The 24,577-nt window shown below is 47.7% G+C and carries 15 protein-coding genes and 2 CRISPR repeat arrays; of the genes, 9 read left to right on the forward strand and 6 right to left on the reverse strand.

Going from position 1 to position 24,577, the window contains the following annotated elements; translation table 11 throughout:
• Positions 1–189: 189 nt before the first annotated feature.
• From csm6 to cas1, 3 genes are all read right to left on the reverse strand, one after another.
• Positions 190–1,380 carry a CRISPR-associated ring nuclease Csm6 gene (csm6, locus tag FJD32_RS00265; RefSeq protein WP_181159884.1) on the reverse strand — a complete coding sequence of 397 codons (1,191 nt, stop codon included), beginning with the start codon at positions 1,378–1,380 and terminating at the stop codon, positions 190–192.
• 401 nt (positions 1,381–1,781) lie between these two features.
• A CRISPR array of direct repeats spans positions 1,782–2,793; the repeat unit is 37 nt; unit sequence GTCTTAATCCCCTTATAAGTCGGGGCTGCTTTGAGAG.
• 4 nt (positions 2,794–2,797) lie between these two features.
• Positions 2,798–4,431: a CRISPR direct-repeat array (repeat unit 37 nt; unit sequence GTCTTAATCCCCTTATAAGTCGGGGCTGCTTTGAGAG).
• A gap of 134 nt (positions 4,432–4,565) precedes the next feature.
• On the reverse strand, positions 4,566–4,898 hold the full coding sequence (cas2, locus tag FJD32_RS00270; RefSeq protein ID WP_140907674.1) for a CRISPR-associated endonuclease Cas2: 333 nt from the start codon (positions 4,896–4,898) through the stop codon (positions 4,566–4,568).
• The gene (gene cas1 / locus FJD32_RS00275) at positions 4,885–6,108 is read right to left on the reverse strand and encodes a CRISPR-associated endonuclease Cas1 (protein ID WP_181160252.1); all 1,224 of its coding nucleotides are present in this window, start codon (positions 6,106–6,108) and stop codon (positions 4,885–4,887) included. Before cas1 ends, cas2 begins: the two co-directional genes overlap by 14 nt.
• A gap of 279 nt (positions 6,109–6,387) precedes the next feature.
• On the opposite strand from cas1, the gene FJD32_RS00280 reads away from it, so the two are divergent.
• A complete protein-coding gene (locus FJD32_RS00280) occupies positions 6,388–7,596 on the forward strand; it encodes an IS4-like element IS10A family transposase (protein WP_001206290.1) in 1,209 nt (402 codons plus the stop codon).
• A gap of 341 nt (positions 7,597–7,937) precedes the next feature.
• On the opposite strand, the gene FJD32_RS00285 is transcribed toward FJD32_RS00280, so the two are convergent.
• Positions 7,938–8,186 (reverse strand): hypothetical protein, encoded by a 249-nt coding sequence (locus tag FJD32_RS00285; protein ID WP_088586283.1) that lies wholly within the window; start codon positions 8,184–8,186, stop codon positions 7,938–7,940.
• A gap of 391 nt (positions 8,187–8,577) precedes the next feature.
• On the opposite strand from FJD32_RS00285, the gene hsdR reads away from it, so the two are divergent.
• From hsdR to FJD32_RS00300, 3 genes are read left to right on the forward strand one after another with little or no spacing between them, the layout of a single operon-like run.
• Positions 8,578–12,096: a type I restriction-modification system endonuclease gene (gene hsdR, locus FJD32_RS00290; protein ID WP_140907671.1), complete on the forward strand. Its 3,519-nt coding sequence runs from the start codon at positions 8,578–8,580 to the stop codon at positions 12,094–12,096.
• Positions 12,081–12,926, forward strand: a complete 846-nt coding sequence (locus FJD32_RS00295) for a glycosyltransferase (protein WP_088586281.1) — start codon at positions 12,081–12,083, stop codon at positions 12,924–12,926. The genes hsdR and FJD32_RS00295 overlap by 16 nt, the downstream gene beginning before the upstream one ends.
• The gene (locus FJD32_RS00300; protein WP_140907670.1) at positions 12,907–16,026 is read left to right on the forward strand and encodes a glycosyltransferase; all 3,120 of its coding nucleotides are present in this window, start codon (positions 12,907–12,909) and stop codon (positions 16,024–16,026) included. Before FJD32_RS00295 ends, FJD32_RS00300 begins: the two co-directional genes overlap by 20 nt.
• Here FJD32_RS00300 and FJD32_RS00305 read toward each other — a convergent pair.
• Positions 15,917–16,609, reverse strand: coding sequence for a hypothetical protein (locus tag FJD32_RS00305; RefSeq protein ID WP_140907669.1), 693 nt, complete (start codon positions 16,607–16,609; stop codon positions 15,917–15,919). The genes FJD32_RS00300 and FJD32_RS00305 overlap by 110 nt on opposite strands.
• 81 nt (positions 16,610–16,690) lie before the next feature.
• Here FJD32_RS00305 and FJD32_RS00310 point away from each other — a divergent pair, with 81 nt between their 5' ends.
• On the forward strand, positions 16,691–18,304 hold the full coding sequence (locus tag FJD32_RS00310) for an IS1634-like element ISShes12 family transposase (protein WP_205403019.1): 1,614 nt from the start codon (positions 16,691–16,693) through the stop codon (positions 18,302–18,304).
• Here FJD32_RS00310 and FJD32_RS00315 read toward each other — a convergent pair.
• Positions 18,301–18,627 (reverse strand): hypothetical protein, encoded by a 327-nt coding sequence (locus tag FJD32_RS00315; RefSeq protein WP_140906719.1) that lies wholly within the window; start codon positions 18,625–18,627, stop codon positions 18,301–18,303. The two genes, FJD32_RS00310 and FJD32_RS00315, sit on opposite strands and share 4 nt — an antisense overlap.
• A gap of 135 nt (positions 18,628–18,762) precedes the next feature.
• On the opposite strand from FJD32_RS00315, the gene FJD32_RS00320 reads away from it, so the two are divergent.
• The 4 genes from FJD32_RS00320 to FJD32_RS00335 are packed head-to-tail and all read left to right on the forward strand — an operon-like array spanning position 18,763 to position 24,558.
• The gene (locus tag FJD32_RS00320; RefSeq protein ID WP_140906718.1) at positions 18,763–20,349 is read left to right on the forward strand and encodes an N-6 DNA methylase; all 1,587 of its coding nucleotides are present in this window, start codon (positions 18,763–18,765) and stop codon (positions 20,347–20,349) included.
• A complete protein-coding gene (locus tag FJD32_RS00325; RefSeq protein WP_205403020.1) occupies positions 20,346–21,704 on the forward strand; it encodes a restriction endonuclease subunit S in 1,359 nt (452 codons plus the stop codon). Before FJD32_RS00320 ends, FJD32_RS00325 begins: the two co-directional genes overlap by 4 nt.
• A complete protein-coding gene (locus tag FJD32_RS00330) occupies positions 21,704–23,443 on the forward strand; it encodes an AAA family ATPase (RefSeq protein WP_140906716.1) in 1,740 nt (579 codons plus the stop codon). The genes FJD32_RS00325 and FJD32_RS00330 overlap by 1 nt, the downstream gene beginning before the upstream one ends.
• Positions 23,443–24,558 (forward strand): hypothetical protein, encoded by a 1,116-nt coding sequence (locus FJD32_RS00335; protein ID WP_140906715.1) that lies wholly within the window; start codon positions 23,443–23,445, stop codon positions 24,556–24,558. Before FJD32_RS00330 ends, FJD32_RS00335 begins: the two co-directional genes overlap by 1 nt.
• Positions 24,559–24,577: the final 19 nt, after the last annotated feature.

Consider the following 24,577-nt stretch of genomic DNA (forward strand, 5'->3'; position numbering starts at 1 on the left):
CACCTCCTCGAGCAAATGACTATCCCACCTATATGTGGGGCTAAAACTAGATGCAGCATCTCTTCCATAGAGATCTCATCATCAGTGATTAACTACTTCGGTAAACGTATATTGCCTTAATGATCTTGGCTTCAAGGTGAAATCAGGGCTTAAATCATGTCAGAGCAAGGCTAATTAAGTCGTCGCCATTTAACCCACTGAAAAACTAATTTGTTCAGGGGGTAAGTTCATTCGATATTGTTTGCTTTTTCCTGAACTACTCGGCATTAGAATATCTGCCAAAGCTTGGGGAACATGTTGCTTGAGGAACTTGTATAGGCTGTTTTTTCTGGCATCGAATTGTTTTTCAGTGATACCAATAGTGTGTGGATTTTCTAAAATGGCAATTCTAGTGCGGCTATCAATCACGGCTAGATCTTCCATCTCTTCCCAAAATTTCGGTTCTTCTTTATGTGCATCAGCATTCGGTCGCATCAACAGCGTCAGTTCATAGGACAGTGCTTTAGTCACGAGTGTAATATTGGTTGCATCACTTGGGCGTTCAATTGGATCTTCATACTCGTCCCTCGGACGCGCGAACATGGCGTAAAAAGCAAACTCTAAACGATGTTTACTAAAATCGAGTCTGAGATCATTAACCATGACTGAAGGTGCTGTGACATCAAATTCAAAGTGCAGTTTGATATCGTTTGGACGATTAGCAAGACGGATTTGCCTAACGAGTTCACTGTAACCTAGGCTGGCAAAATGACGAATGTTGGCTTCGCCTAACATACTGCGCTGACTAACAAACGGGATTTCAGCCAGCATGATTTCGGCGTTGGCGGTATCCAAATACTCACCATTGCGATTGGTTATAAGGTGACTGTTGCGGCTGGGGTAATAGAAATCCGCTAGGCTTTCAAATTGCTCAGATACCAGTACATGGCTTAAACGGTCAAAATCTCGCCCAAATACCGTCATGGCATAACCTAAGAAAAAGGTCATGGTTTTTCGTCCTCCGGCAATTGAGGCATGCACACGGGTGTGGGTATCTGAGGTAAATTGTGCAACATGGCGAGTAATAAAATCCGCTAAAGCAGTTTGATCTTCTTCGGTGCGAGCATCATCTACTGGCTTATCCTCTGCGCCAGTAATCACCAGTAGATCTTGTTCGCTAAACGCGGGTAGCGGTAAATCCCATTCAGTACATAACGCGGCAAGTTTGCCTTCATCAATCAGAGTTCGTTTTGCTGTGGCCGCCCCGATTTGGGTTGTTATGATAACAATACGATTGGGCCATTCTAGCTGTTGCTGAAATATCCCATATAAGGTTTCAGTGACTATTTGTGGAGAATTACCCGTGACAGCGAGTAATAACGTTTGATGCGGTTTTATCATGTTCATCCCTATAAAATTGTCCCTGTGATAAGCACCAGAGCACAGAGCTTAAGCGATTACATCATCAAATAAAATGATTGATATCTAAATTTGTTATTTTTTTTAACGTTATGATTTTATAAGGTTAAAAGTTATGAGTGTATATCTATCGACCATTAGATTTTTCCGCTATCAATCGATATTTCCTTCGAGTAATACACTGGCGATATAGTGGTTAAGTGCAACAGAGGGTGGATGGCTTAATGTCATACGGGCAAACCTTGTAATAGCACTGTTTTGTCAATCGCTGTGACTTAAGCGGATGCACTAATGTAAAAAGCATACCGAATAAGGCCTTCACAAAGGGCAATTAAAAACTTGTAAGTGGTATATAGATGAAACTGGCAGGAATAAGTTGCAAACAGAGAATCCCCTTATAAGTCGGGGCTGCTTTGAGAGTTAAAGCAGCTTGAGTCTGCTCAAAAGAATACCGTCTTAATCCCCTTATAAGTCGGGGCGGCTTTGAGAGTTACGTTCGCATTCCAGTTAGGCATTTGACTGAGTCTTAATCCCCTTATAAGTCGGGGCTGCTTTGAGAGTGCGTATCACGAAAAGACGGGGCAAAGTTTTGAGTCTTAATCCCCTTATAAGTCGGGGCTGCTTTGAGAGAGAAAAGATTCGCCACTTACTATCATGAGGAAGTCTTAATCCCCTTATAAGTCGGGGCTGCTTTGAGAGGTGTTGCAGGAGGTCCAACAGCAGTTGGCTGTAGTCTTAATCCCCTTATAAGTCGGGGCTGCTTTGAGAGCCAGAAGATTTGTCTGTTGATACAGTGCGCCGGTCTTAATCCCCTTATAAGTCGGGGCTGCTTTGAGAGGTTGATGGTCCTGCTGCTATTGATTACTACGAGTCTTAATCCCCTTATAAGTCGGGGCTGCTTTGAGAGAAGTAACCAAAATCCAAATGGGAATAGGTACATGGTCTTAATCCCCTTATAAGTCGGGGCTGCTTTGAGAGCACAAGAATGGGAAGAAGCGGTTCTGATTCAAATGTCTTAATCCCCTTATAAGTCGGGGCTGCTTTGAGAGACAATCAACACCAGCATCAAAGATATGGTAGGTCTTAATCCCCTTATAAGTCGGGGCTGCTTTGAGAGCCATTTGTAAGCCCTATGGTGGCTGGTAAGGCTGTCTTAATCCCCTTATAAGTCGGGGCTGCTTTGAGAGTCAACAAAACAAACGTATGACTCATCGTACGTGGTCTTAATCCCCTTATAAGTCGGGGCTGCTTTGAGAGTCAACAAAACAAACGTATGACTCATCGTACGTGGTCTTAATCCCCTTATAAGTCGGGGCTGCTTTGAGAGACAAGGCATGGGTTGCGCTTAAAGGTGATTTGTCTTAATCCCCTTATAAGTCGGGGTGCCCATTCGAGCTACAGTCTTAATCCCCTTATAAGTCGGGGCTGCTTTGAGAGAACAATCCTATGTTCGACCGTCTAGCAGTAAAAGTCTTAATCCCCTTATAAGTCGGGGCTGCTTTGAGAGAAAGAAAACCGTGGATTAAGTTTCTATACGGTGTCTTAATCCCCTTATAAGTCGGGGCTGCTTTGAGAGCATAATGTATAATCGTACACAAGAAGCTTTACGTCTTAATCCCCTTATAAGTCGGGGCTGCTTTGAGAGGTTAAGTTGAGCGCAGAGGATGAAGACTTTACGTCTTAATCCCCTTATAAGTCGGGGCTGCTTTGAGAGACTCACTAAGCGACAGAAACGCAGCTGGGGCGTCTTAATCCCCTTATAAGTCGGGGCTGCTTTGAGAGTAACTAAAGTATAACTCAATGCCACTTGTTATGTCTTAATCCCCTTATAAGTCGGGGCTGCTTTGAGAGCAACACAAGCATCAAGGATATGGTGGTTGATGGTCTTAATCCCCTTATAAGTCGGGGCTGCTTTGAGAGGTATCCTGATGATCACCGGGCAAGACCTCACCGTCTTAATCCCCTTATAAGTCGGGGCTGCTTTGAGAGGCCAGTATCGTCGTTGTTAGTGTAGTTCCATTTGTCTTAATCCCCTTATAAGTCGGGGCTGCTTTGAGAGGCTTAGAATCACTTTGTTGCCACGTTAACATCGTCTTAATCCCCTTATAAGTCGGGGCTGCTTTGAGAGACAAAAGATCATAGCCACAGTACGTGGCGTGCGTCTTAATCCCCTTATAAGTCGGGGCTGCTTTGAGAGCTAAAACGATGCCAAAGTGACGGCAAATCTGGGTCTTAATCCCCTTATAAGTCGGGGCTGCTTTGAGAGCCTGAAGTCATCTGGGCACATCATCCAAAGTATGTCTTAATCCCCTTATAAGTCGGGGCTGCTTTGAGAGAAAGCAACAGTTGAGAACGGGAAAATTCCTACGTCTTAATCCCCTTATAAGTCGGGGCTGCTTTGAGAGGTGTTATGTCAATCATCCGCGCTTGCTTAGCCGTCTTAATCCCCTTATAAGTCGGGGCTGCTTTGAGAGAGTAAACTAAGTAAAATCGTTTCTGATTTGTTGGTCTTAATCCCCTTATAAGTCGGGGCTGCTTTGAGAGAAAGTCAGTGGTGAATTGTTAAATGAAGAAGAGTCTTAATCCCCTTATAAGTCGGGGCTGCTTTGAGAGTATTGCTGTCGGCAGCCACACCGCCTGCCAAGGTCTTAATCCCCTTATAAGTCGGGGCTGCTTTGAGAGTTCAACAATTCGTAAAAACCGGTATAAGTAAGGTGGTCTTAATCCCCTTATAAGTCGGGGCTGCTTTGAGAGATATTAGAAGAGACTGCCGCTTAAGGGCGGCAGTCTTAATCCCCTTATAAGTCGGGGCTGCTTTGAGAGCTAAGTATCTGCAAGACCAGTTCGCATTTGAGGTCTTAATCCCCTTATAAGTCGGGGCTGCTTTGAGAGTTTAATAAAAGGAAATGCGTAAATGGCTTATAAGTCTTAATCCCCTTATAAGTCGGGGCTGCTTTGAGAGCACAGCTCGCTGCTCACGGGGTTGAAATGCTACGGTCTTAATCCCCTTATAAGTCGGGGCTGCTTTGAGAGCCTAACTCAAAAAATTTATTTTTAAAATCAATGTTTTTGAACGCATTTCGCTTGATTGATTTTTAAGCATAAAAATGGCTCGCTACTTGGTCTATCGTGTTAGTGCCAATTAATTGTTAAAGAGCAGTGTTAGTCTACTTTGCTTGCGCAGCATGTGCAATCAGTGGCTGATGGCGGAAAACGGGCAGATCGGCATAAAATATTTCCTTTGGCCAAGGGAGTAGGCCGTAAAATTCACACAAACAGTGAAGACTTAACTGGTAAACCCGCACATCATCTTGTCGGCGATCGATATGTTGGCTAATTTGTTGCCTAAGGGATTCGCCAGCCTGGCTATTACCTTTAAATAGGTATACAGACGCCTGTAATTTTAAGCAGTGGCGGCGTAGTAAGCGTTGTAGTTTTTGTAACCGCCGAGGCTCGCGAATGTCGTAGCAAATTAAAAATTGGTATTTATGGTTGCTCATTTTCAAATTCCGGTAGGGCTACATGGCCCTGTGCTATGCCTTGATTAAGTTGTTGCACTAACCAGCGGGCATTTGCTGCCAATTTACGGCGAATGCTGGGCATTTGGGTTTCAAATTGTGGGTAAAACAGGAGTCGGCCAGTTTTACCTAGGTAACAGCCTTGTTTACCTTGGGTAAAGTGGCGTAGGTTGAGTAAATCCTTTGCTAATAATTGGACCAGCCAATGCTCAAGCCATGGTCTGACTGGCTCCATGAGATCGCAGGCGAGGGAGTGGCGACCATAAGAAAGCCGGTGATATATGCCAAGTGTTGAGTCAAGGCCAAATTGTTTGCACTGGCGGATGGCTTCATGGTGAACCAAGGTATAGATAAGTGAAAGTAGACCATTGACTGGATCGGGCGGTGGTCGGCGTTGGCGCCGTTCAAATCCCCATTTTGGATCGAGTGATTGACGCCAATATTGGAATAATGCTCTTTGTGCGCTACCTTCAAGCCCACGCAACTGTTGTTCTGTTATGCAGTTGGGTAAGCTTTCTGAGGCTATTTGTAATTGGCTTTGAATCCGGTGTGGTGAATATGTTTCGAGTACGCGCAGACTTTGATGAAATTTATGCTGACATAGAGATTTTGCTAAGGGTAGGCGAATGGCGTCATTGAGTTGTAGCGCGTATTGGGCTGTGCGGCGCATGCTGTTGCCATGAGTGTTAGCGTATAGGGCCACACTGTGGTCTGAGTAACGATTGTTTATGACAATAAAATCGATCCCCCGTTGTTGCAGTTGGCCAAGTAATTGGGTGGTGAGTTGGGTGTTGTGGAGGCAAATTAATTTGTCTATACGCGCCAGTGGCAAGGTGCGAGGTGGCGTATCGGGTTCACGCATAACGAGGACGTCAGAGGCGTACTCCAAGGTAATGCCATGTTTTTCTATTAATAATGTAGTCATTAGCGTATCACTAGCAGTTGACCTTGCACTGATTGAATGCCACAACCTAATTGCCAGCAGGCAATGGGGTATAGCTAGCAGGCTATCGTTGGGATTAATGAGAGCTTGGAGGTTATGCAGTAACTGTTGCAGTTTAGGGATGGTTAAATGTAATTCAAAGACCGAGTCCTGATAACTGATGGCGACTTTTCTCAGTTGGCGTAGTGCGGCGCTGCGGGCGTTGTGGCATTGAATATCATAGGCTATAAGAATGAGCTGCTCTGACATGGTGCTGACCTCGCTGACAATGGCTATGCTCTCTAACAAATGCAAAGCAGTATGGTATTCTTTGAATGCTGTAACACTTGCCTCATTAAGCATATGAATTTATTGTGTATTTAATGTGGTTGGTATAATGTTTCCTATGTATTGCAACTTCTGCTTGTGCTAGATACATCGCTCTGAAGAATCCCCTGATGATTTACAAATAAATCATCAAATTAGGGTGGAAGCGCATCTTGTTGCATGATCAAATGGTTTCTCCAAAAACTACACTTGGACAACAAGATGCGCGAAGCCAATATCCTACAACATTCTTTACACCAATACTGCCCAGAACTTCACCTAAAACGATTAAACAGCTTGATGCTGGCCTCTAAGGCACTGATTGAATGTAAGACACTGACCTTGACTGAGTTAGGTCGAAATTTACCAACCACGGCCCGAACCAAGCACAACATCAAGCGCATTGATCGTTTGCTCGGCAACACGCATCTGCATCAAGAACGGTTAGCTGTCTACCAATGGCATGCCAGCCTCATCTGTTCTGGTAACCCTATGCCGATTGTGCTCGTCGATTGGTCAGACATCCGAGAGCATAAACGCATCATGGCTCTGCGCGCCTCAATAGCCTTCAATGGCCGCTCTATTACCCTGTATGAGAAGTCCTATCCCCTATCAGAACAATGCTCTAAGGCCTCCCACAACGGTTTTTTAGCGGACTTAGCCAAGATTTTACCTTTGCATGTTACCCCTCTCATCGTGACTGACGCGGGGTTCAAAGTGCCTTGGTACAAAGAGGTTGAGGCGCATGGTTGGTTTTGGCTAAGCCGTATTCGCGGTACAGTTCAATTTGCAGATATTGGCGCTGAAAATTGGCGTGCAGTTCGCAGTACACATGACTTGGCCAACGGTCAAGCGAAGAGCCTGGGTTGTAAGACCTTGACCAAAACTAACCCTATCAATTGCCATCTCACGCTTTATCGTAGCAAACCTAAGGGGCGTACAAATCAGCGTTCAACGAGGACTAATTGCCACCATCCATCGGCAAAAACGTACTCAACATCGGCGAAAGAGCCTTGGGTGTTAGCCAGCAATTTACCACCAGAATCTCGGAGCCCAAAGCAGCTGGTAAACCTGTACGCCAAACGTATGCAAATAGAGGAAACCTTTCGTGACCTCAAAAGCCCGGCATACGGCTTTGGCTTACGCCAAAGTCGTACCAACAGTCCAGAGCGATTCGACATCATCCTACTGATAGCGTTGATGGTTCAATGCCTGTTGTGGCTAGTTGGTTTACACGCACAGCAACAGGGCTGGGATAAGCATTTTCAGGCCAATACCATTGGGCATCGAACGGTACTCTCAACGATTCGCTTGGGATTGGAGGTACTCAGGCGGCCTGATTATCAAATCACGGAGAAAGAATTGCTGGCGGCCTGGGTATTATTCGCCAATCAGTTGCTCAAATATGGCTATGCTATGGCTGATTTATGAGGGGATCCTTCAGTACATCGCTCGTGAAATTGAATTGGCCTCATGGAATTTGAAGCGCTGTTATTTTTCTAACCCCAATTTGCGTAGCAATATCGTTTTTAAGCTTGATTGCTGTGGGGTAAGGATTAGTTTGGGATATTGGCACTGTGGGCAGATATCGGGGATACCAAATAGTGCATCTGAAGGCTGATAACTGCTTTGTTCCCAATGGCAGTTAGGGCAGCGTATTAGTACTTTTCCGATTGGGAAAGGCATGAGGAGGCTCCTTATTTTCGTCTGTGATTGCGCCATAGCTAGGTGACTAATGGCGCAATCGCTGAGAAGCTCTATTGAAGAGTCTCTTAGTCAAAGCGGCTTGCGATGAAAGAGACTAGCCCAGCAGCTACTGCTAAGGGGACTGTCACTGGTGCGGTTGCAACTCCAGCTGCCGCGGCTCCCACTGTCAGAACTCCTGCTGTGGCTGCACCTAGTGCTGCACCAGACCCCGTGGCGACCAAGGTTCGACCTAGGGACACCTCAGAGCTGTTGGTGATTTGCTTGGACAGTTCATTACCCGCAATGCCAAGTGCGACGGATTTGTCAATGCTCATATATGCTCCTTTGCATATCAACGGTTGTTTGGGGTCTACCGATACTCGTCTGAATCTGGAGCTATTATGTGTGAATCAAGGCGGTTATGGTCAGTTTGAAAGTTTTTGAATATTTTTAGCTAAATTTGGGTTTGACTGGATGACACTAAAACCCTATTAACTGATTCGCAGCTGTATGTTGTTTAGAGTTAAGGTGTTGCATGGGATGAGAACCGTTCCTCAACGGCTAAAAAACCTCTGTTCAAGAGGAATGGGTTAAATCGATCTAATCATTTTTAAATATTGGGATTACTTGCTGTATTTCCAATCATTTTACTGGTAATAGCCAAAATTATTGTGGCAAAATCAGGGCCTAATCTCTTGCAGAGTTTTCATTTGGAGAGCGCCCTGGATGGCTGACGAAAAGGACATTTTTAGTAACTTCTCTTTTCTTAGGGAGCACGACCCGGTTTTTTTTGAGCTTGCCTATGGTGCGGAGCGTTCATTTTCTGCAGACCCCAATACCACTCTTGTCAAGTTGAGGCAATTGGCTGAGGCCTTAACGCAAGATATTGCTGCGCGTTGCCATCTAAAATTTGATCAACAAACTACACAGGCCGACTTACTGTTTTTGATTAGTCGAGAACTGCAGCTAGAGCCTTTAATTCTTAATTTGTTCCATGGCCTGCGTAAAGCTGGCAATGTGGCTGTACACCAATTCAGAACCCGCCATAAAGAGGCTCTCGCAGGTTTGAAAGTGGCGCGGGACTTGGCTGTATGGTTTCACCGTAATTTTGCAAAAGGTGCCGAGTCTTTCAGTCCAGGGCCTTTTATCACGCCTAAAGATCCCAGTGCCGAATTAACTCAGTTGCAAGATCATATTGCTCAGCTGAAAAACCAATTACTCGAAGCAAATTGCCAGCTTGAGCAAAATGCAGAGCTTACGGGGCTTTTGAAGCGGGAAAAGGCTGAATACCAGCAATTGGCAGAGTTGATGAATGCTGAGTCTAGGTTGTTAGCTGACCAAGCCAAGGCTCATGAAGCTGAGCTCAAACACCAGCAACAGCAGTTTGAACATCGGTTAGCTGAATTACAAACACAACTGAAGAACCAGACTGAAGAGGCTGCAACCAAACAACAAACTGACATAAAGCAACTGAGCAGTAAGGTTAAGCGGGTTTCAAAATCAATAACGCTGGACGAAGAAAGCACCCGAATGCTTATTGATATGCAGCTAATAGAAGCAGGCTGGGAGGCTGATTCTATTCTTTTGGATTATCGCAAAGGTGCTCGGCCTCAAAAGGGTAAAAATTTAGCCATCGCAGAGTGGCCGACCCAAGGTGGGCAAAGGGGACGAGCTGATTATGTTCTGTTTGTTGGTTTAATACCTATCGCAGTTGTGGAAGCAAAACGTGAAAATATCAACGTTGCAGGCGCTATTCCGCAAGCTGAACGCTATAGCAAAGGTTTTGTTTTCGGTAGCTTGCCAGGGCCTTGGCTACTTGAAGAGCGCAACACGCCTTGGTCCATCGATAGCGACATGTTCTTTATTCCTTTTGTATATTCCTGCAACGGCAGACCCTTTGTAAAACAACTTGCAGAGCAATCTGGAACTTGGTTTAGAGATGTTCGCAGTGGTGCAAATCTTGCCCGAGCGCTGCAAAGTTTCCATTCTCCGGATGGGCTTGTTGATTTGCTTAAACGTAACCGCTTAGATGCCGAAGCTAAACTTAAGCAAGAAGGTTTTGGCTACTTGAAGCTTCGTCCTTATCAGCAAAGAGCCATTGAAAAGGTGGAAATTGCGCTCGAGGCTGAGCAGCGTGAATGTCTACTTGCCATGGCAACTGGCACGGGTAAAACGCGTACCATCATCGGATTGATGTATCGCTTTTTAAAAACCGAGCGATTCAAACGTATTCTGTTTTTAGTGGATAGAACCGCCTTGGGTGAACAGGCCATCGATGCTTTTAAAGAGGCAAAACTTGAGCAGAACAAAACCCTGTCCACGATATACAATATTGCCGAACTGGGAGATATGGCTGCAGAGGCCGAAACTCGTGTTCAGGTTGCCACAGTGCAGGCCATGGTTAAGCGTATCTTTGCTAGTGATGAACCTCCTACCGTGGATGAGTTTGATTGTATCATTGTGGATGAAGCCCACCGAGGTTATACCCTTGATCAAGATATGACTGATGGTGAAATCGAAACCCGCGATGCCACCCAATACCTCTCAAGTTACCGCCGAGTACTTGAATATTTTGACGCGGTAAAAATAGGCCTTACAGCTACACCAGCTAAGCATACTAGCGAGATTTTCGGTAAGCCTGTCTATCTGTATTCTTATCGTGAAGCGGTGGCAGAAGACTGGCTGATCGACCATGAGCCTCCCATCCGTTATGAAACACTACTGACTCAAAACGGTATAAACTTCGTGAAAGGCGAAACCGTCACATCAATTGATATGTCAACTGGGACTATTGAGTCTGCGGAGCTTGATGATGAATTGAATTTTGACGTTAATGCTTTTAATAAGCGGGTCATTAGTGAGAATTTTAACCGAGTTATCTGTAAGGCATTAGTTCAGGAGTTAGATCCATTTGGTGAAGAGAAAACCATGATTTTCTGCGCCACCGACCTGCATGCTGATATGGTTAAGCGTATTTTGGATGAAGAGTTTCAAGCTCTCTATAACGGCGATTATAACCAAGCCGCAGTGGCTAAAATTACTGGAAAAAGCGATAAAGTGACTGAACTTATTCGCCGTTATAAAAACGAACGCTACCCCAATATTGCTATCACAGTAGACCTGCTTACTACAGGTATTGATGTACCTAAAATCTGTCATTTAGTTTTCATGCGCCGAGTTAAATCGCGTATTTTGTATGAACAAATGATCGGACGAGCGACGCGACGTTGCGATGATATTGGCAAGACTGTATTTAAAATTTACGACCCAGTTGATATTTATGCGGCGTTAGCTGAAGTGAATACCATGAAACCGCTCGTAAAAAATCCCAATATCACCATTGAGCAATTGATTGATGAACTAACGGACGAAACACTGCTCATTAAGGCGCTACAAGCTCCAGGCGATGAGGCTGATGAGTCTCAGGCCGATACAGTGCTTAGTCAACTCAGTCAAAAACTGATGCGAGTATTGCGTAAGGCTGAAAATAAAGCTGAGCGTTATCCAGCCCTTAAACAGAAGCTAATTGAGCTTGGCAATGTCTGGGGTGTTGAACCAGGAAAATTACATCAACATTTACACAGCATAGGTCCTCAGCAAGCGAGTCATTTTCTTAAACAACATGGAACGCTGATCGCTCAGTTAGAACAAGTACAAGCTCTCATTGGAAGCGAGTATCGACCCGTTATCTCCTATCATGAAGATGAACTGACGCTGCGTGAACAAGCCTATGGTGGCCGTAGTAGACCTGAAGACTATCTGAGTGATTTTGATAGTTACATCCGTGAGCGCATAAATCAGCATGCCGCACTAATGACCGTTGTTAATCGTCCTAAAGATCTCACTCGTGAACAGCTTAAAGAAATTCGTATGCTGCTCGATGGTGCAGGTTACAGTGAGACCAATCTTAAAACAGCTTGGCGTGGTAAAACTAACCATGAAATTGCAGCGGGGATCATCGGCCATATTCGGCGTGCAGCATTGGGAGAACCGTTGGTTTCATTCGACGAACGGGTTGCCAAAGCAATGCATAAAATTTATGCATTGCATAATTGGAATCCGAATCAACGCAAGTGGCTTGATCGTCTTGCCAAACAATTGGTTCACGAAGCGATTATTGATAGAGAAACGATTAACCAGACTCCTGCATTCGAAGGAGGAGCCAAAAGACTTAACCAAATATTAGATGATCAGCTAGATACGGTATTGGAAGAGTTAGGTGAGTTTTTATGGGAAGCAGTATAAGTTTGCCTGTAGTCGCTTTATTGGCTACTCGACCAACGAGTGATTATTTGCTGTCGTTATCTCTGCCAAGCATAGTGTCACAGTCACGCATTCCTGATCGGGTTGTTATTGTTGCCGATCGCAAACCACTTTCAATCACTGAAAAGCTAGCGATTGAGGAATGTTTAAATGGCATTCCTGTGACTTTTTTACACAACCAGCGTGCAACAGGTGCTGCTGGAGCTTGGAATACAGGCCTAGATTATCTTCAGGCTTCATTTCCTGATGCCTGGGTAAGTATTTTGGACGATGATGACATATGGATGCCACGTCATGTTGAAATGTGTATCGAACGGACGGCCGATAATGTAGATGCTGTGATATCGGGTATCGAAATCCGACAGCATGGAAACACTCTTGCTACTACTATCCCTAATAATCTGAAGTACAGTGACTTTCTGGTAAAAAATCCAGGTTGGCAGGGCTCAAACACTTTTGTGCGACTTACGGCGATACAAGCTGCTGGTGGATATACGGATGGCCTAATCAGTTGTAACGATAGGGATTTGGCTATTCGTATGTTGCTGCGTGCCTCAAATCGCTTTAGATATACAGGTATGGTGACTGTAGTCTGGCACTGTAATCAATCAGAGTTTGCGCTTTCTGCTCCGAATTCGCCCCAAAAACGCAAAGGATGTGCGCAGTTTTTAAGATTGCACGGACATAGGATGTCGCCTGCAGATATGCAGGCTTTTTTTGACCGCATACAAACACTGTTTCATATCAGTGAGGCAGACATCATGGAAGAATATCGATTAATGGAAAAATCAATTGTCACACTATCAACCTAAAGCCCCCGCGATTTACCAAGAAGTCCTCTGTAACCGAAATCAAAGTCTGATCAAGCAGGCTTCAGCAGAGTATCAGCTAGCACCGATACTGCTATCCATTTCACATAAAAATCAGCCACTAGAACTTATTCGGGCATTGAATAGTGCGTTTAGCCAGACTTTGGTGCAACAAAAAAGGGCCCAGATTTTGGTTTTGGATGATAGTAGTGAACACGGCTGGCAATTGGATGTCACTGATGCATTATCGCATCCATCTGTTACTGTTATTCGAGCTGAATGTGGCTCACCTGCAAGGGCGCGAAATCTGTTACTGGATTGGGCGGATGATAATCCGAATATCGAATGGGTAGCTAGGCTAGATGCTGATGATCAACTGGCTTATGCCGATAGCCTTGAAAGCCTTTGGCATGCTGCAGCGAATGGCGACTTCGTTGCTGCAATAGGAAGTAATTACCTTCGTATTGGGGATAATATCCTGACTGAGGCTAATATTGCCGATCCCACTGAATTGCTATCGCCAGTTGCATTAGCCCATTTTATTGAGCGCTTTGCTGAAGGTCACCAATGTCGAGAGTTACCTTCCTGTAATTTATTACTAAAAACTGGAATTGGTCTTCGATATCCCAATATTCGAAGTGCGGAGGATCATTGGCTGTTAGCTCGGCTTTTAATGCGTTTCGGCAAAAGAATTGCGGTAAACCCTAAGCCAATTTACGCCATTTATTCATTATCCGGAGCCGACTCAGCTTCGAATAAGCAGTCGTCTATATGGCAGGAGCAAAGAACCCGTCTGGCCAGCGCTACCAGCAGCTGGGCCGCGCTTGTTACTCACCAAAGAGACTTGCTTGGGGTAGGTATGGAAGGCGCTGTCTGGAGACAGCACAATCAGGTTATAAAGGAATTCTATCCCTGGGCGATTGATGATGCCGAAGTCAGCCGCTTGCAGCACCTGCTGGAACATAAAAATGTACCGATCCCCAAGGTACGTTGGCGCAAATGTGATGGCCGCTGGCAGTACCAAACGCCGTTTGTGCCCGGCAGTCATCCCGGACAGCACCTCACGGCTGAACAGGTAACCGGTTTTCTGTCAGCCATGTATCAAAACGGCGTTAGCGCCCTCAATATCAAGCGAGAAAACCTGTTTCTATCTCAGCAGGGAGCGCTATTTTACATTGATATCGGCAAGGATATTCGGCCGCTCACCAGCTCCAATTTTCAGGATATGTGCGCCCGCCTGTACTCCATTGGTATACAGGGAAATAAAGATGAAGAATGGGTGCGCAGGCACAGCTTTCGCCGCCAGGATGAAGCGCTTGAAGCCCTGCCGGGCTTTGCAACCTTCTACGCAGAGTTGGTGGCAAGTTTGCACCCGCATTGTCAGATAGACTCCCAAAGCCACGATGCTCAATTCCTGCATATCCGGCAGCCCGAATGCCGGGCAACTGCTGACAATGTCAGTCTGCTGATGAAAGCTTGTGGTCAGGATGCCAAAAGCCTCACAACGCAGGTGCAGCACATAGTGACTCACTTGCAATATCCGGTCAGGTTTGCCAAAAGGTTGCTGCTGATAGATACCCACGCAGGCGATTTTTTACGGCAATACGCTGAAGCGGATCTCACTTCGGTCATTACCCAGGCCGAGGCGTTGAAACAGGCAGGGCTTATCGATGAAGTGCTGTTGTCGCCCACATCTCAGAGTGTTGTTCAGGCGACCTGTCATCACTGGTTCGGGGTGACGGATGCGGTTGAGCAGGGTGGCTGTGCTGATATTCATACGCATACTCAGGACAATGCCCCCTTGTTTCCCCAGATCTGGGCTTTCGGGCAAATAGATACCCGTTATGTGCTGCAGTGCGATTTGGATGTCATGATCGGCCGACGCGACTGGCAGCATGACTATTTGGCAGACATGCTCTATGCCGCAGAGCCAAGCACTGTGCTTGCGGTAGGCTTTAATATTCCCAAAGCAACCCGCCAGTTTTTGTCCTACCACGGTGAACCGGGGCAGTTTGCGCCAGAAGTCAGGCTTGGGCTGCTGGATCTTAAACGCATAAAAGCGCAACTGCCCATCGCCAATCCCATAGCCGAGGGGCGCTATCGTTTAACTTGGCACCGGGCCTTGCAGGCACATATGGCCAGACAAGGATTGCGCGCACTTCGCGGTGGCGATCCGGCCACCTTTTACGTGCATCCTCGTAATGAACATAAGCATTTGCCGCTTATCGCCCGGGCGGCAGATTTGATTGCCCAGGGCTGTGAGCCACATGCCCAGCAAGAAGCGTTCGATTGGCAACCCACGGCAGACTGGCACTATCCCAAACGTGCCGAACCCTTGGTCTTCCTGCTTAAAGGTCGGTATACCGACGTAAGTTTGCTGACAAGGTGTCTGAATTCGCTGCGCATGCAGCACAATCAGAACTTCGGCATAGTGCTTATTGATGATGCCAGCGGCTGGGCTCACAACTGGTGTTACCCCGAGCTGCTGGCCGAGTTGATGCCACGTACCACACTTGTGCGCCACCTGAGCCACCAGGGCCGAATGCCCAACTTCCTGCAGGCCATCAATACCCTGTGTGAGCACGACCATAGTCTTATCGCCGTACTGGATCAGGACGACTGTTTGATGCACCCAAGGGTGGTGGACATACTGTTAAACGCGAGGGCTGAAGGCGCTGAATTAATCCAGATGCCCATGTATCGCCCCAATAAGCCATTGAGGTTGTACCGACCGGATTATAAAGCGCCAAGGCAAGCGGCGGGCGCCAATGTCTGGAGTCACCTGCGGGTGTTCACCCGTTCTCTGTTTCTTAGGGTACCGCTGGACTACTTCAAACGTCCCGATGGTGCATGGTTTGATACCGTGACCGACTATCTGACCATGTTGCCCATGGCCGAGCTTGCGTTAAACCCACTGTATCTAGACGATGGCTACGCCTGCTGGCATCTGCGCCGCGATTATGGCCGCGACGAAAAGGCAAGAGAGCGACAGCTTATCGAGGAGATCCTGGCCATGCCCTCGTTGAGTCCGGCACCACAAGCCCCCGGGAGCGAAGCGCCAGCGTTTGCCACAGCCACGCCAGCTTGTAATGCACCTGACTGACCCAAACGGACGCCTCGTTATCGTAAAGCCACCAAAGGGCGGTCTCTCGGGTATTCCGTGGCAGATAGAACAGCTTTTCTGCCGCAAGCAGCGCCTCTGGCTGGTGGCACGTACCCGTATCAGGGCTGTTGGTTAGGCTCTCAAGCCAGCTTCCGACATCGCTGCTGGCCAGCTGTTGCCATAGCTTTTGTCCCTCGGCTTTGCTGCAGTGGGTGACATGCAGTAATGCCTCAACAGGAAGTGAAGGCTCAGTGGGCATCGGCTGGCTTGGCGCTGGCAGCCAAAAACTAGGCCAATCGATGGGGGAATTATCAAACTCGTTGCCGATCAACCACTCAATGGCTAATCGCCGTTCACCAAGCCAGTTATGAAACACGGCTGGCAGTGGCATGCGAGGGCTTAAGGTTAATTCTCGCTTTAACGACGGCAAAAGATTCATCCGGCACACTCTAAGGGGAACCGCCAAGGCCACAAGGCATCCTAACACCGCAAACCCTGAAGAAGGCCAAGCACCAAGCAGTTGCTCCTGTTTGATTGCAATAGCGCTTAAGTGATTAAGCATTGCCCGCTCTTCAACCGTCATTCCGCACCTAATTTTCGATTTAAAAAACTTGACGGCGATCGGTCATTCTGATCTATTACTCTCTTTTGCAGGTAATTCATCATGGCCGCTCCCGCTATCTCTATCCGTAACCTCGACCACCTTGGTTTGGTCGCTGCACTTTGCCAAGAACTCGGCATTGCTCGCATGATTGATGCGGTGCTACCCAAAACGCCGCCCTACAAAGTCTCACATGGTGAAGCGTTGGTGGCGATGATACTGAACGGTCTTGGCTTTCATAGTTCGACCTTGCACATGTTCCCGCAATTCTTTGCCAACAAGCCTGTAGAACGCCTGATTGGCCCGGGGATCTGTGCCGATGACCTCAATGATGATGTGCTCGGCCGCTGCCTTGATGCCCTCTTTGAGGCCGATGTCAGCACGCTTTATCAGGTGATGGCGGAGCAGGTCGTTGAACGATTGGGGCTCAAAAGTACTGCAGTACACCTCGATATCACCAGCTTCCACGTCGATGGCGCCTATGACCAAGCCGATGGCGAGCAGCTCGGTAAGTTGCAATTGGTACGGGGCTATAGCCGCGACCATCGGCCAGAGCTAAACCAGGTTATCCTGGAGCTTATCTGTGAAAATCAGGCCGGCCTGCCCATCTACATGCAAGCCTTGAGTGGTAATAGTAATGATACCAAGGCCTTTGCCCAGACGGTACGGCGCCACTTGAGCAGTCTCAAGGCCGCGCAGGAGAGTCGTTATCTGGTCGGCGATGCGGCGCTGTATTGCGCCGACACCTTGCAACTACTGGCACAACAGCAACAGTTGTTCGTGACTCGTGTGCCTGTCACCCTCAATGAAGCCAAGCGAGCCGTGGCAACCATTGGCACCCAGTCGCTGGTTGCGCTGGGCAATGGCTATCATGGCTGTTGGCAAAGCGCCAATTATGCCGACGTCGCGCAGCGTTGGTTGCTGGTGCGCAGCGAACAGGCCAGCCACCGTGAGCAGCAAACATTAGCCAAAAACCTACTGAAAGACAGCACGCGTGAACTGAAAGCCTTCAACAAATTATGTGCCCAGCGTTTTGCCTGCGAGACCGATGCGCAGGCTGAATTAGCCCGTTTTGCTGTCAGCTTAAATCTGCTGCAACTAGAAGCAGAAGTCGTGAGTGAACCTATCTATGCAGGGCGCGGAAGGCCGCAAAAGGGTGAAATGCCGGTGAACTACCAATTTCACATCAAGGGGTTAGCCGCAAGTAGCTTGGCGCGGGTGGCTGAGGCGCGCAACCAGACAGGGGTGTTCATCCTCGCGACCAATGATCACAGTGAAACGCTCACCATGGCTGAGCTGTTGGCTACCTATAAAGCCCAGCAGAATGTCGAGCGTGGTTTTAGGTTTCTGAAAAGTCCCGAATTTTTAACCTCCTCGTTATATCTTAAAAAACCGGAACGTATCGAAGCGTTGCTGATGGTGATGACCTGTAGCCTGATGATTTATGCGGCGCTGGAGCACCGGATCCGGCAGGGCTTAGTAGAGCAGAACCGGAGTGTGGCGGACATGAAAAAGAAACCCACGCAAAAACCGACTGCGCGGTGGATTTTTTTACGCTTTGGCGGGGTGCACGAGTACCAGTTGGGAGAGGCGCCACCTCAAGTCACAGGACTCACAGTGGACCAGCAGATCATTCTCGACGTGTTAGGCGAACGGTATCGGCAAATTTATTCCTAAATCAGGTGCGGAAAGTCGGCTTCAAGGCTAGCACCGTCTGAATGTACCGCAAACTGTCGTTCAATCGGCTGAATTTTCCCGTTGACTTGCAGCTCTGGTGTCGAGTGCGACTCGATAGTATGGCAATCGGTCAGCGTTAATCTTGTGATGTCGCCATGGGGGACTGCTGCGCTGAGATACGCTTGGGCAAGTTTACCGTTATATACCGTTAATGTTCGGTGAGGATTGACGCTTGCCTGCCCGTTAAAGCCAATAGTCAACTCCTCTTGTATTGCGGGTATCTCGCCACTACCGTTCCCAATGAGTAAAACCTGTGCGCTCATTTGCAAAACTCGTATTTCCAACATTCACAATGTTAAGTCAAAGGGATACCATACCACCCAACGGATTTCTACGCCCCATTCATTATTCTGTGCCAAGGCTGGCCACCGTTTGCCTGCCGAGCTTGAGAACAATTCATGACCAATAACGATATCGTCCAGAAACTCTGGAACCTCTGTGATGTGCTGCGCGACGACGGCATCAACTATTCCGATTACGTCACCGAGTTGGTGCTCTTGCTGTTTATCAAAATGGTCCACGAGAACGAAGCGTCTGGCTCCCTCGCGGCCCACACCCTGCCGGAGCATTGCCGCTGGCCGCAGCTTTCTAAACTCTCTGGCCTGAACCTGTTGAACCACTACCGCCAGATGCTGCTGGACTTGGCCAAAGATGAAGATCCGCTCATCGCTGCTATCTATGCCGATGCCCAAACCCGTCTGCGCGAGCCGCGCCACCTCGAGCAAATTATTCGCTCACTGGATCAAATCGACTGGTTCAGCGCCAGCAAAGATGGCCTTGGCGATCTCTACGAAGGCCTTTTGGAGAAAAACGCTGGTGAAACCAAGTCCGGTGCCGGTCAGTACTTTACTCCAAGGGCGCTGATTAACAGCATGGTGCGCTGCATTCGCCCTCTGGCGGGTGAGCTTATTCAGGACCCCGCCGCCGGTACCGCCGGATTTTTGATTGCCGCCGATCAGTACATCAAGGCCCACACCGACGAGCTGTTTGATTTAACGGCCGAAGAGCAGCGCTTTCAGCGCCAAAAAGCCTTTGTCGGCATTGAGCTGGTGCCCAACACCCGCCGTCTGGCGCTGATGAACTGCCTCCTGCACGGCATGGAAGGCGACGATGAAGGCGTGGTACATCTGGGCAACGCCCTTGGCGATGCTGGTAAAAGCCTTAAAGCCGCCGATATCATCCTCGCCAACCCGCCCTTTGGTACCAGCAAGGGCGGTGAGGCCAGTATCACCCGTGATGACCTCACCTTCGATACCAGCAACAAACAGCTGGCGTTTTTGCAGCACATCTACCGCAACTTAAAGCCCGGTGGCCGCGCCGCCGTGGTGCTGCCCGACAACGTCTTATTTGAAGCGGGTAAGGGCACCGACATTCGCCGTGACTTAATGGATAAGTGCAACCTGCACACTATCCTGCGTCTGCCCACCGGCATCTTTTACGCCCAGGGCGTAAAAACCAACGTGCTGTTTTTCACCAAGGGCAGTGCCAGCGACAAATACCAACAGGAAAACTGCACCCAAAACGTCTGGGTCTATGATCTTCGCACCAATATGCCAAGCTTTGGCAAGCGCACCCCCTTTGGTAACGCGGCTCTGGGTTTTGTGGATTCCGATGGTGCAGACAGCCACGGCAGCGATCCGCACCTCGGCCCCTTCGAGCGTGTCTATGGCGCCAAGGCCGATGGCACAAGCCCGAGGGAAGAGGGCGAGTACAGCTTTGGTGCCGAACAGGTGGAAATCGCTGACGCGGATGAAAACAAGGGCGTGGATAATAGGCTGGTACATTCTCGCTGGCGCTGTTTCAGTCGCGACTGGATCCGCGAGCACAAGGGCGACTCGCTCGATATCAGTTGGCTCAAAGACAAAGACAGCGTCGATGCCGCCAGCCTGCCCGAGCCGGATGTGCTGGCGCGGGAAGCCAAACAGGAGCTAAGCGCTGCGCTCAAAGAGCTGGATGCTTTATTGAAGGCGTTGGGGGCGGAATGATGAGTGATGTCAATTTGCCTGATAGTTGGGCTTTAACAACGTTAGAAAATGTAGCTACCTGGGGATCTGGTGGTACACCTTCCCGAAGCAAGCCTTCATATTATGAAGGTGATATCCCATGGGTGAAAACCGGAGATCTGGGGCCTAGAGTGCTTTACAAGGCCAGCGAATTTATTTCTGAGTCTGCAGTTCAAAACTCCAGTGCAAAGTTTTTTCCAACAGGCTCAGTTGCAATTGCAATGTATGGAGCAACTATTGGAAGGACGTCAATTCTGGGTATAGACGCTACGACAAACCAAGCTTGTGGTGTAGGTACCCCAATTGAGGGCATCACCTTTAGTGAGTTCTTATATTATTTTCTGAACAATGAAAAAGATAATTTCATCGCCAAGGGAAAGGGGGGGGCTCAGCCCAACATTTCTCAGGCACTTATCAAAGAGCATCCGATAACTCTCCCCCCCCTAGCCGAACAAAAAGTCATAGCTGACAAGTTGGATACCCTCTTGGCGCAGGTGGAAACCACCAAAGCCCGCCTCGAGCGCATCCCCGAGATCCTAAAAAGCTTCCGCCAATCCGTCCTCTCCGCGGCAGTCAGCGGCAAATTAACCGAAGAGTGGCGGGAAAGTAAAGATACGTGTTGGAGCGTTGTCACCTTAGCCAAGGTTTGCAGCAGTGTATCTGATGGAGATCATCAAGCGCCACCAAGAGCGGAATATGGTATTCCCTTCCTAGTTATATCAAATATAAGCAATGGGAAAATTAATTTCGACTCAGTAAGCAGATATGTCCCAGAAGAATACTATGAAACTTTGAAAGATATTAGAAGGCCTGAAGTAAATGATATTTTGTACACTGTTACAGGCTCATTCGGAATTCCTGTGATAGTTAATTCACCAGCTAAATTTTGTTTTCAGCGACATATAGCAATAATTAAGCCTGACCATAACAAGGTCAATTATAGGTATCTATCTTTTTACCTCGCTTCACCAGATGTTTTTAAGTATGCGAATTCAGTTGCCACAGGAACTGCACAAAAAACTGTTTCACTTTCTCACTTGAGGAAATTCAGTGTCAATTTACCAACTTTTGAGGAGCAAACCGAAATCGTTCGCCGAGTGGATGAACTCTTCACCTTCGCCGATAGCATCGAACAAAAAGCCAATGCAGCCTTAGCACGGGTTAATAACCTGACCCAGTCGATTCTGGCCAAGGCGTTCAGAGGTGAACTCACCGCCGACTGGCGCGCCGCCAACCCCGAGCTTATAAGTGGCGACAACAGCGCCGCGGCCTTGCTTGAAAAAATCAAAGCAGAGCGTGCAGCATTGGTAGGTAAAAAGACAGGGAAGAAAGCCTGATGCGTTTGCTGTCGCTGAGTTTAACTGGTCGATATAAAGGATTAAAAGACCAAGCGTTTGATTTTTCCGAGTCCATTGGTCAAGCGATTGCCTTGGTAGGGCTGAATGGTTCGGGTAAGTCGCAGCTACTTGAGTTAATTGCAGAATGCTTCGCTTTTTTGGAGCGGGCTCAGCGGCCAGATTTTAAAGTGAAAACGCCTCTTGGCTTTGGTTTTACCCTAGAGTACCAACTCCATGATAACAACAATGACTTTGGTGATTTGACATGGGGACCGCTGTCCCAATTTGGTAGCGTGATCAACCCGAAATACCGTATTGAGGTTGCTGCTACAGGCAAGGCTCCGAAGGTATTCGCATGCAGTAATGGCGAGCGCTTTCTAATTCCTTTGGATGCTCTACCATTACCACGTGTAGTGGGTTATTCGTCTGGCTTGAATGAAAATTTGCAGCGCAGTTTTCTGAAAAACGCCAATCAGCTCTATGAAGGCCTCATGGCCAGAGCAGGCAGGCGTAAGCAATTAAGACAATTAAATAAAGATATTCGCTACCGCAATGATGAACAGAGCCAGCAGCGTTATCAGCAAAATGTTGAAGAATTGAATCAGCGCTTTCTTCGCAGATACCCTCATCTGTTTGCTCAGGATATTACCGAAATTGGCACTGGTGATAACCGGATAACCTACGTAAATCAATTATCACTTATCGAGACAGCATTGCGTTCAAGTACCCAAGTTTATCTTGACTATGACAGTGCGCAATTGGCTATCGCGTCTTTGGCTATCTCGAACCGTCAACACTTAGTGCAGGCATTGGAAGGGATTACTTTTAATTCGCCAGCGCTAATGAAACTGGAATATGACCTCAAAAGCTGGGTGATAGAAGAGGACCTGACACGAGATATTAAAAAGTTTATTGGTGATGCGCTTCCTTACAATGTTGAGGGGATTGGGCCGCGCACAACTGATGAAGAATATGACGAGTTTGACCTCGAATATCTGCGTGGAAAAATTGAGTTGAACTTTCGCGACGGGGACGTCACCAGATTGCTGTTGCAGTCGAATCTTGACAGTGACCTGAGGATGTTTGAACGCCTGTATCGTATTCAACAACTGGGATTAAAGGCGTTAGACCCTAAAGTACGCAGTGAGCTCAAAAACGATAACTATTTTGGCCCGGTGAAGAAGCCATTGAAGTCCAAATTACCGCTTGCGGTTAAATTGTTGGAGCTGGCAGATCGAGACGGCAGGGTGGTTAGTTATGATGACTTATCCGACGGTGAGGCACAGTTGCTGCAGGTGTTAGCCATCCTAACGCTGTATAAAGATGAGCAAACCCTGTTTTTATTCGATGAGCCGGAAACACATTTGAATCCTGCCTGGCGTACCCATTTTTACCGCTTTTTGCAGCAAGCGTTAGGGCCTGATAATGAAAATGGCCAGGTGTTTGTCGCCACCCATTCCCCCTTTATGATCTCCTCACTGCATCAGCAAAGTGTGTTCATGTTCAAGCGCAATGAGGACCGCACCATAGGTTACCGACCGCCTTCTGAAGAGACTTATGGCGCTTCTTTTGATGTGCTGATTAAGCAGTTTTTTGGGCTCGAATCACTTATCTCTCACTCTGTGGTTGAAGAGATCCGCCGCAGGATTAGAGAGGATGAACACGGTGTTGTTGAATGGCTCGAAACCTTGGGCAAGTCACCGGAGAAGGCCTATCTCATTAAAAAGCTGGGGTCATAATGCTGTTTCCATTGGAGGCCAGTACCCCAGAGTTTGCTGTGTTCACGGCGCTCAATGCTGAGCTTTTGTATTTCCTTGAGAATGCGATACCAGCTGGAGGTTTTAATCGTCAGAGTTTATCTGATACCCCCCTGGGATTGGCCTGCTGGAATAATGCGCGAACATCTACCGACAAAGGAAAGCTTACCCACGATAAGTTTAAAGCGTTGCACGAAGCCCTGCAGACTGAGTCGGAGGGCTTAAGACGAAGGCTATATGAAACCGTGAGTGACAATCAGGACTTAGTAGGCTTGTTTCAGCAACGAAAGCATGACCTGCTGGCATTTTTGTCTGCTGCGTTGATGACGCATCTGCAAACCTTGTGCTACCACCTTTATACACATACCAAAGCCTTAGTTGGTGTCATAGCCGCTGCTGGTGGCGTGAATATTGACAGTCATTTTACGGCCTTTAAGGCAATTAACGGCCAGGTTTGCAGGGCTTGCGGCCTTGAGGTCGTTGCCCCTTTTAGAGCCAATACTCCTGATGAAGAACAGTGGCGCGCAGACTACGACCACTTGCTCTGCAAATCCAAATACCCCATTTTTGCGGTGCACCCGAAAAACCTGTTTCCAATATGCCGAACCTGTAATCAGGACGCTAAAAAGACCAAAGACATGTTTTTTTGTAGTGCAGCCAGACAGCAGAGGCACAGTTTTTACCCTTATACCGAAGGCGCAAGTGAGCTGGTGGATTTGGAAATTGAGCTTAACGATACTTCTCCAAAAGTCAGGGTGAGGCTTGAGTCAGACGACCCTGTTCTAAAGAGCAAATTGGACACGTGGAATGATGTTTTTGAGATCAAAAATCTGGTAGAAGGGCGTTATCTGCCGCTGGAACATTATGTAGAAGACAATATCGGCCCCCGAAATTTGCTCGATTTTCAGGCTCTAGTTGAAAGAAAGCGTATAGCTCCCTCTGCGGACACGTTAAAGCGGAGCCCGGGGAAATTTTGGGATCATAAGCTTTATATGGCATTGTCACGTATAGATCTGGACCTTGTCTGGTCAGTCGTTGAGTTTCAACAGCAAGAACACGGCGCCACTGGTGGTGAGGCGATACTAGCAGGAGTTTGATTACCGATTCATGGAGGAA

Source organism: Shewanella sp. LC6 (assembly GCF_006385735.2).
GTDB lineage: Bacteria > Pseudomonadota > Gammaproteobacteria > Enterobacterales > Shewanellaceae > Shewanella > Shewanella xiamenensis.

Bases quoted from the DNA above. Each gene is read 5' to 3' on its own strand.
- FJD32_RS00280 (WP_001206290.1), top strand. From the start codon at position 6,388: ATGCGCGAAGCCAATATCCTACAACATTCTTTACACCAATACTGCCCA.
- FJD32_RS00335 (WP_140906715.1), top strand. From the start codon at position 23,443: ATGCTGTTTCCATTGGAGGCCAGTACCCCAGAGTTTGCTGTGTTCACG.
- FJD32_RS00295 (WP_088586281.1), top strand. From the start codon at position 12,081: ATGGGAAGCAGTATAAGTTTGCCTGTAGTCGCTTTATTGGCTACTCGA.
- hsdR (WP_140907671.1), top strand. From the start codon at position 8,578: ATGGCTGACGAAAAGGACATTTTTAGTAACTTCTCTTTTCTTAGGGAG.
- FJD32_RS00305 (WP_140907669.1), bottom strand. From the start codon at position 16,609: ATGACGGTTGAAGAGCGGGCAATGCTTAATCACTTAAGCGCTATTGCA.
- csm6 (WP_181159884.1), bottom strand. From the start codon at position 1,380: ATGATAAAACCGCATCAAACGTTATTACTCGCTGTCACGGGTAATTCT.
- FJD32_RS00325 (WP_205403020.1), top strand. From the start codon at position 20,346: ATGATGAGTGATGTCAATTTGCCTGATAGTTGGGCTTTAACAACGTTA.
- FJD32_RS00315 (WP_140906719.1), bottom strand. From the start codon at position 18,627: ATGAGCGCACAGGTTTTACTCATTGGGAACGGTAGTGGCGAGATACCC.
- FJD32_RS00310 (WP_205403019.1), top strand. From the start codon at position 16,691: ATGGCCGCTCCCGCTATCTCTATCCGTAACCTCGACCACCTTGGTTTG.
- FJD32_RS00330 (WP_140906716.1), top strand. From the start codon at position 21,704: ATGCGTTTGCTGTCGCTGAGTTTAACTGGTCGATATAAAGGATTAAAA.
- cas2 (WP_140907674.1), bottom strand. From the start codon at position 4,898: ATGAGCAACCATAAATACCAATTTTTAATTTGCTACGACATTCGCGAG.
- FJD32_RS00285 (WP_088586283.1), bottom strand. From the start codon at position 8,186: ATGAGCATTGACAAATCCGTCGCACTTGGCATTGCGGGTAATGAACTG.
- cas1 (WP_181160252.1), bottom strand. From the start codon at position 6,108: ATGTCAGAGCAGCTCATTCTTATAGCCTATGATATTCAATGCCACAAC.
- FJD32_RS00320 (WP_140906718.1), top strand. From the start codon at position 18,763: ATGACCAATAACGATATCGTCCAGAAACTCTGGAACCTCTGTGATGTG.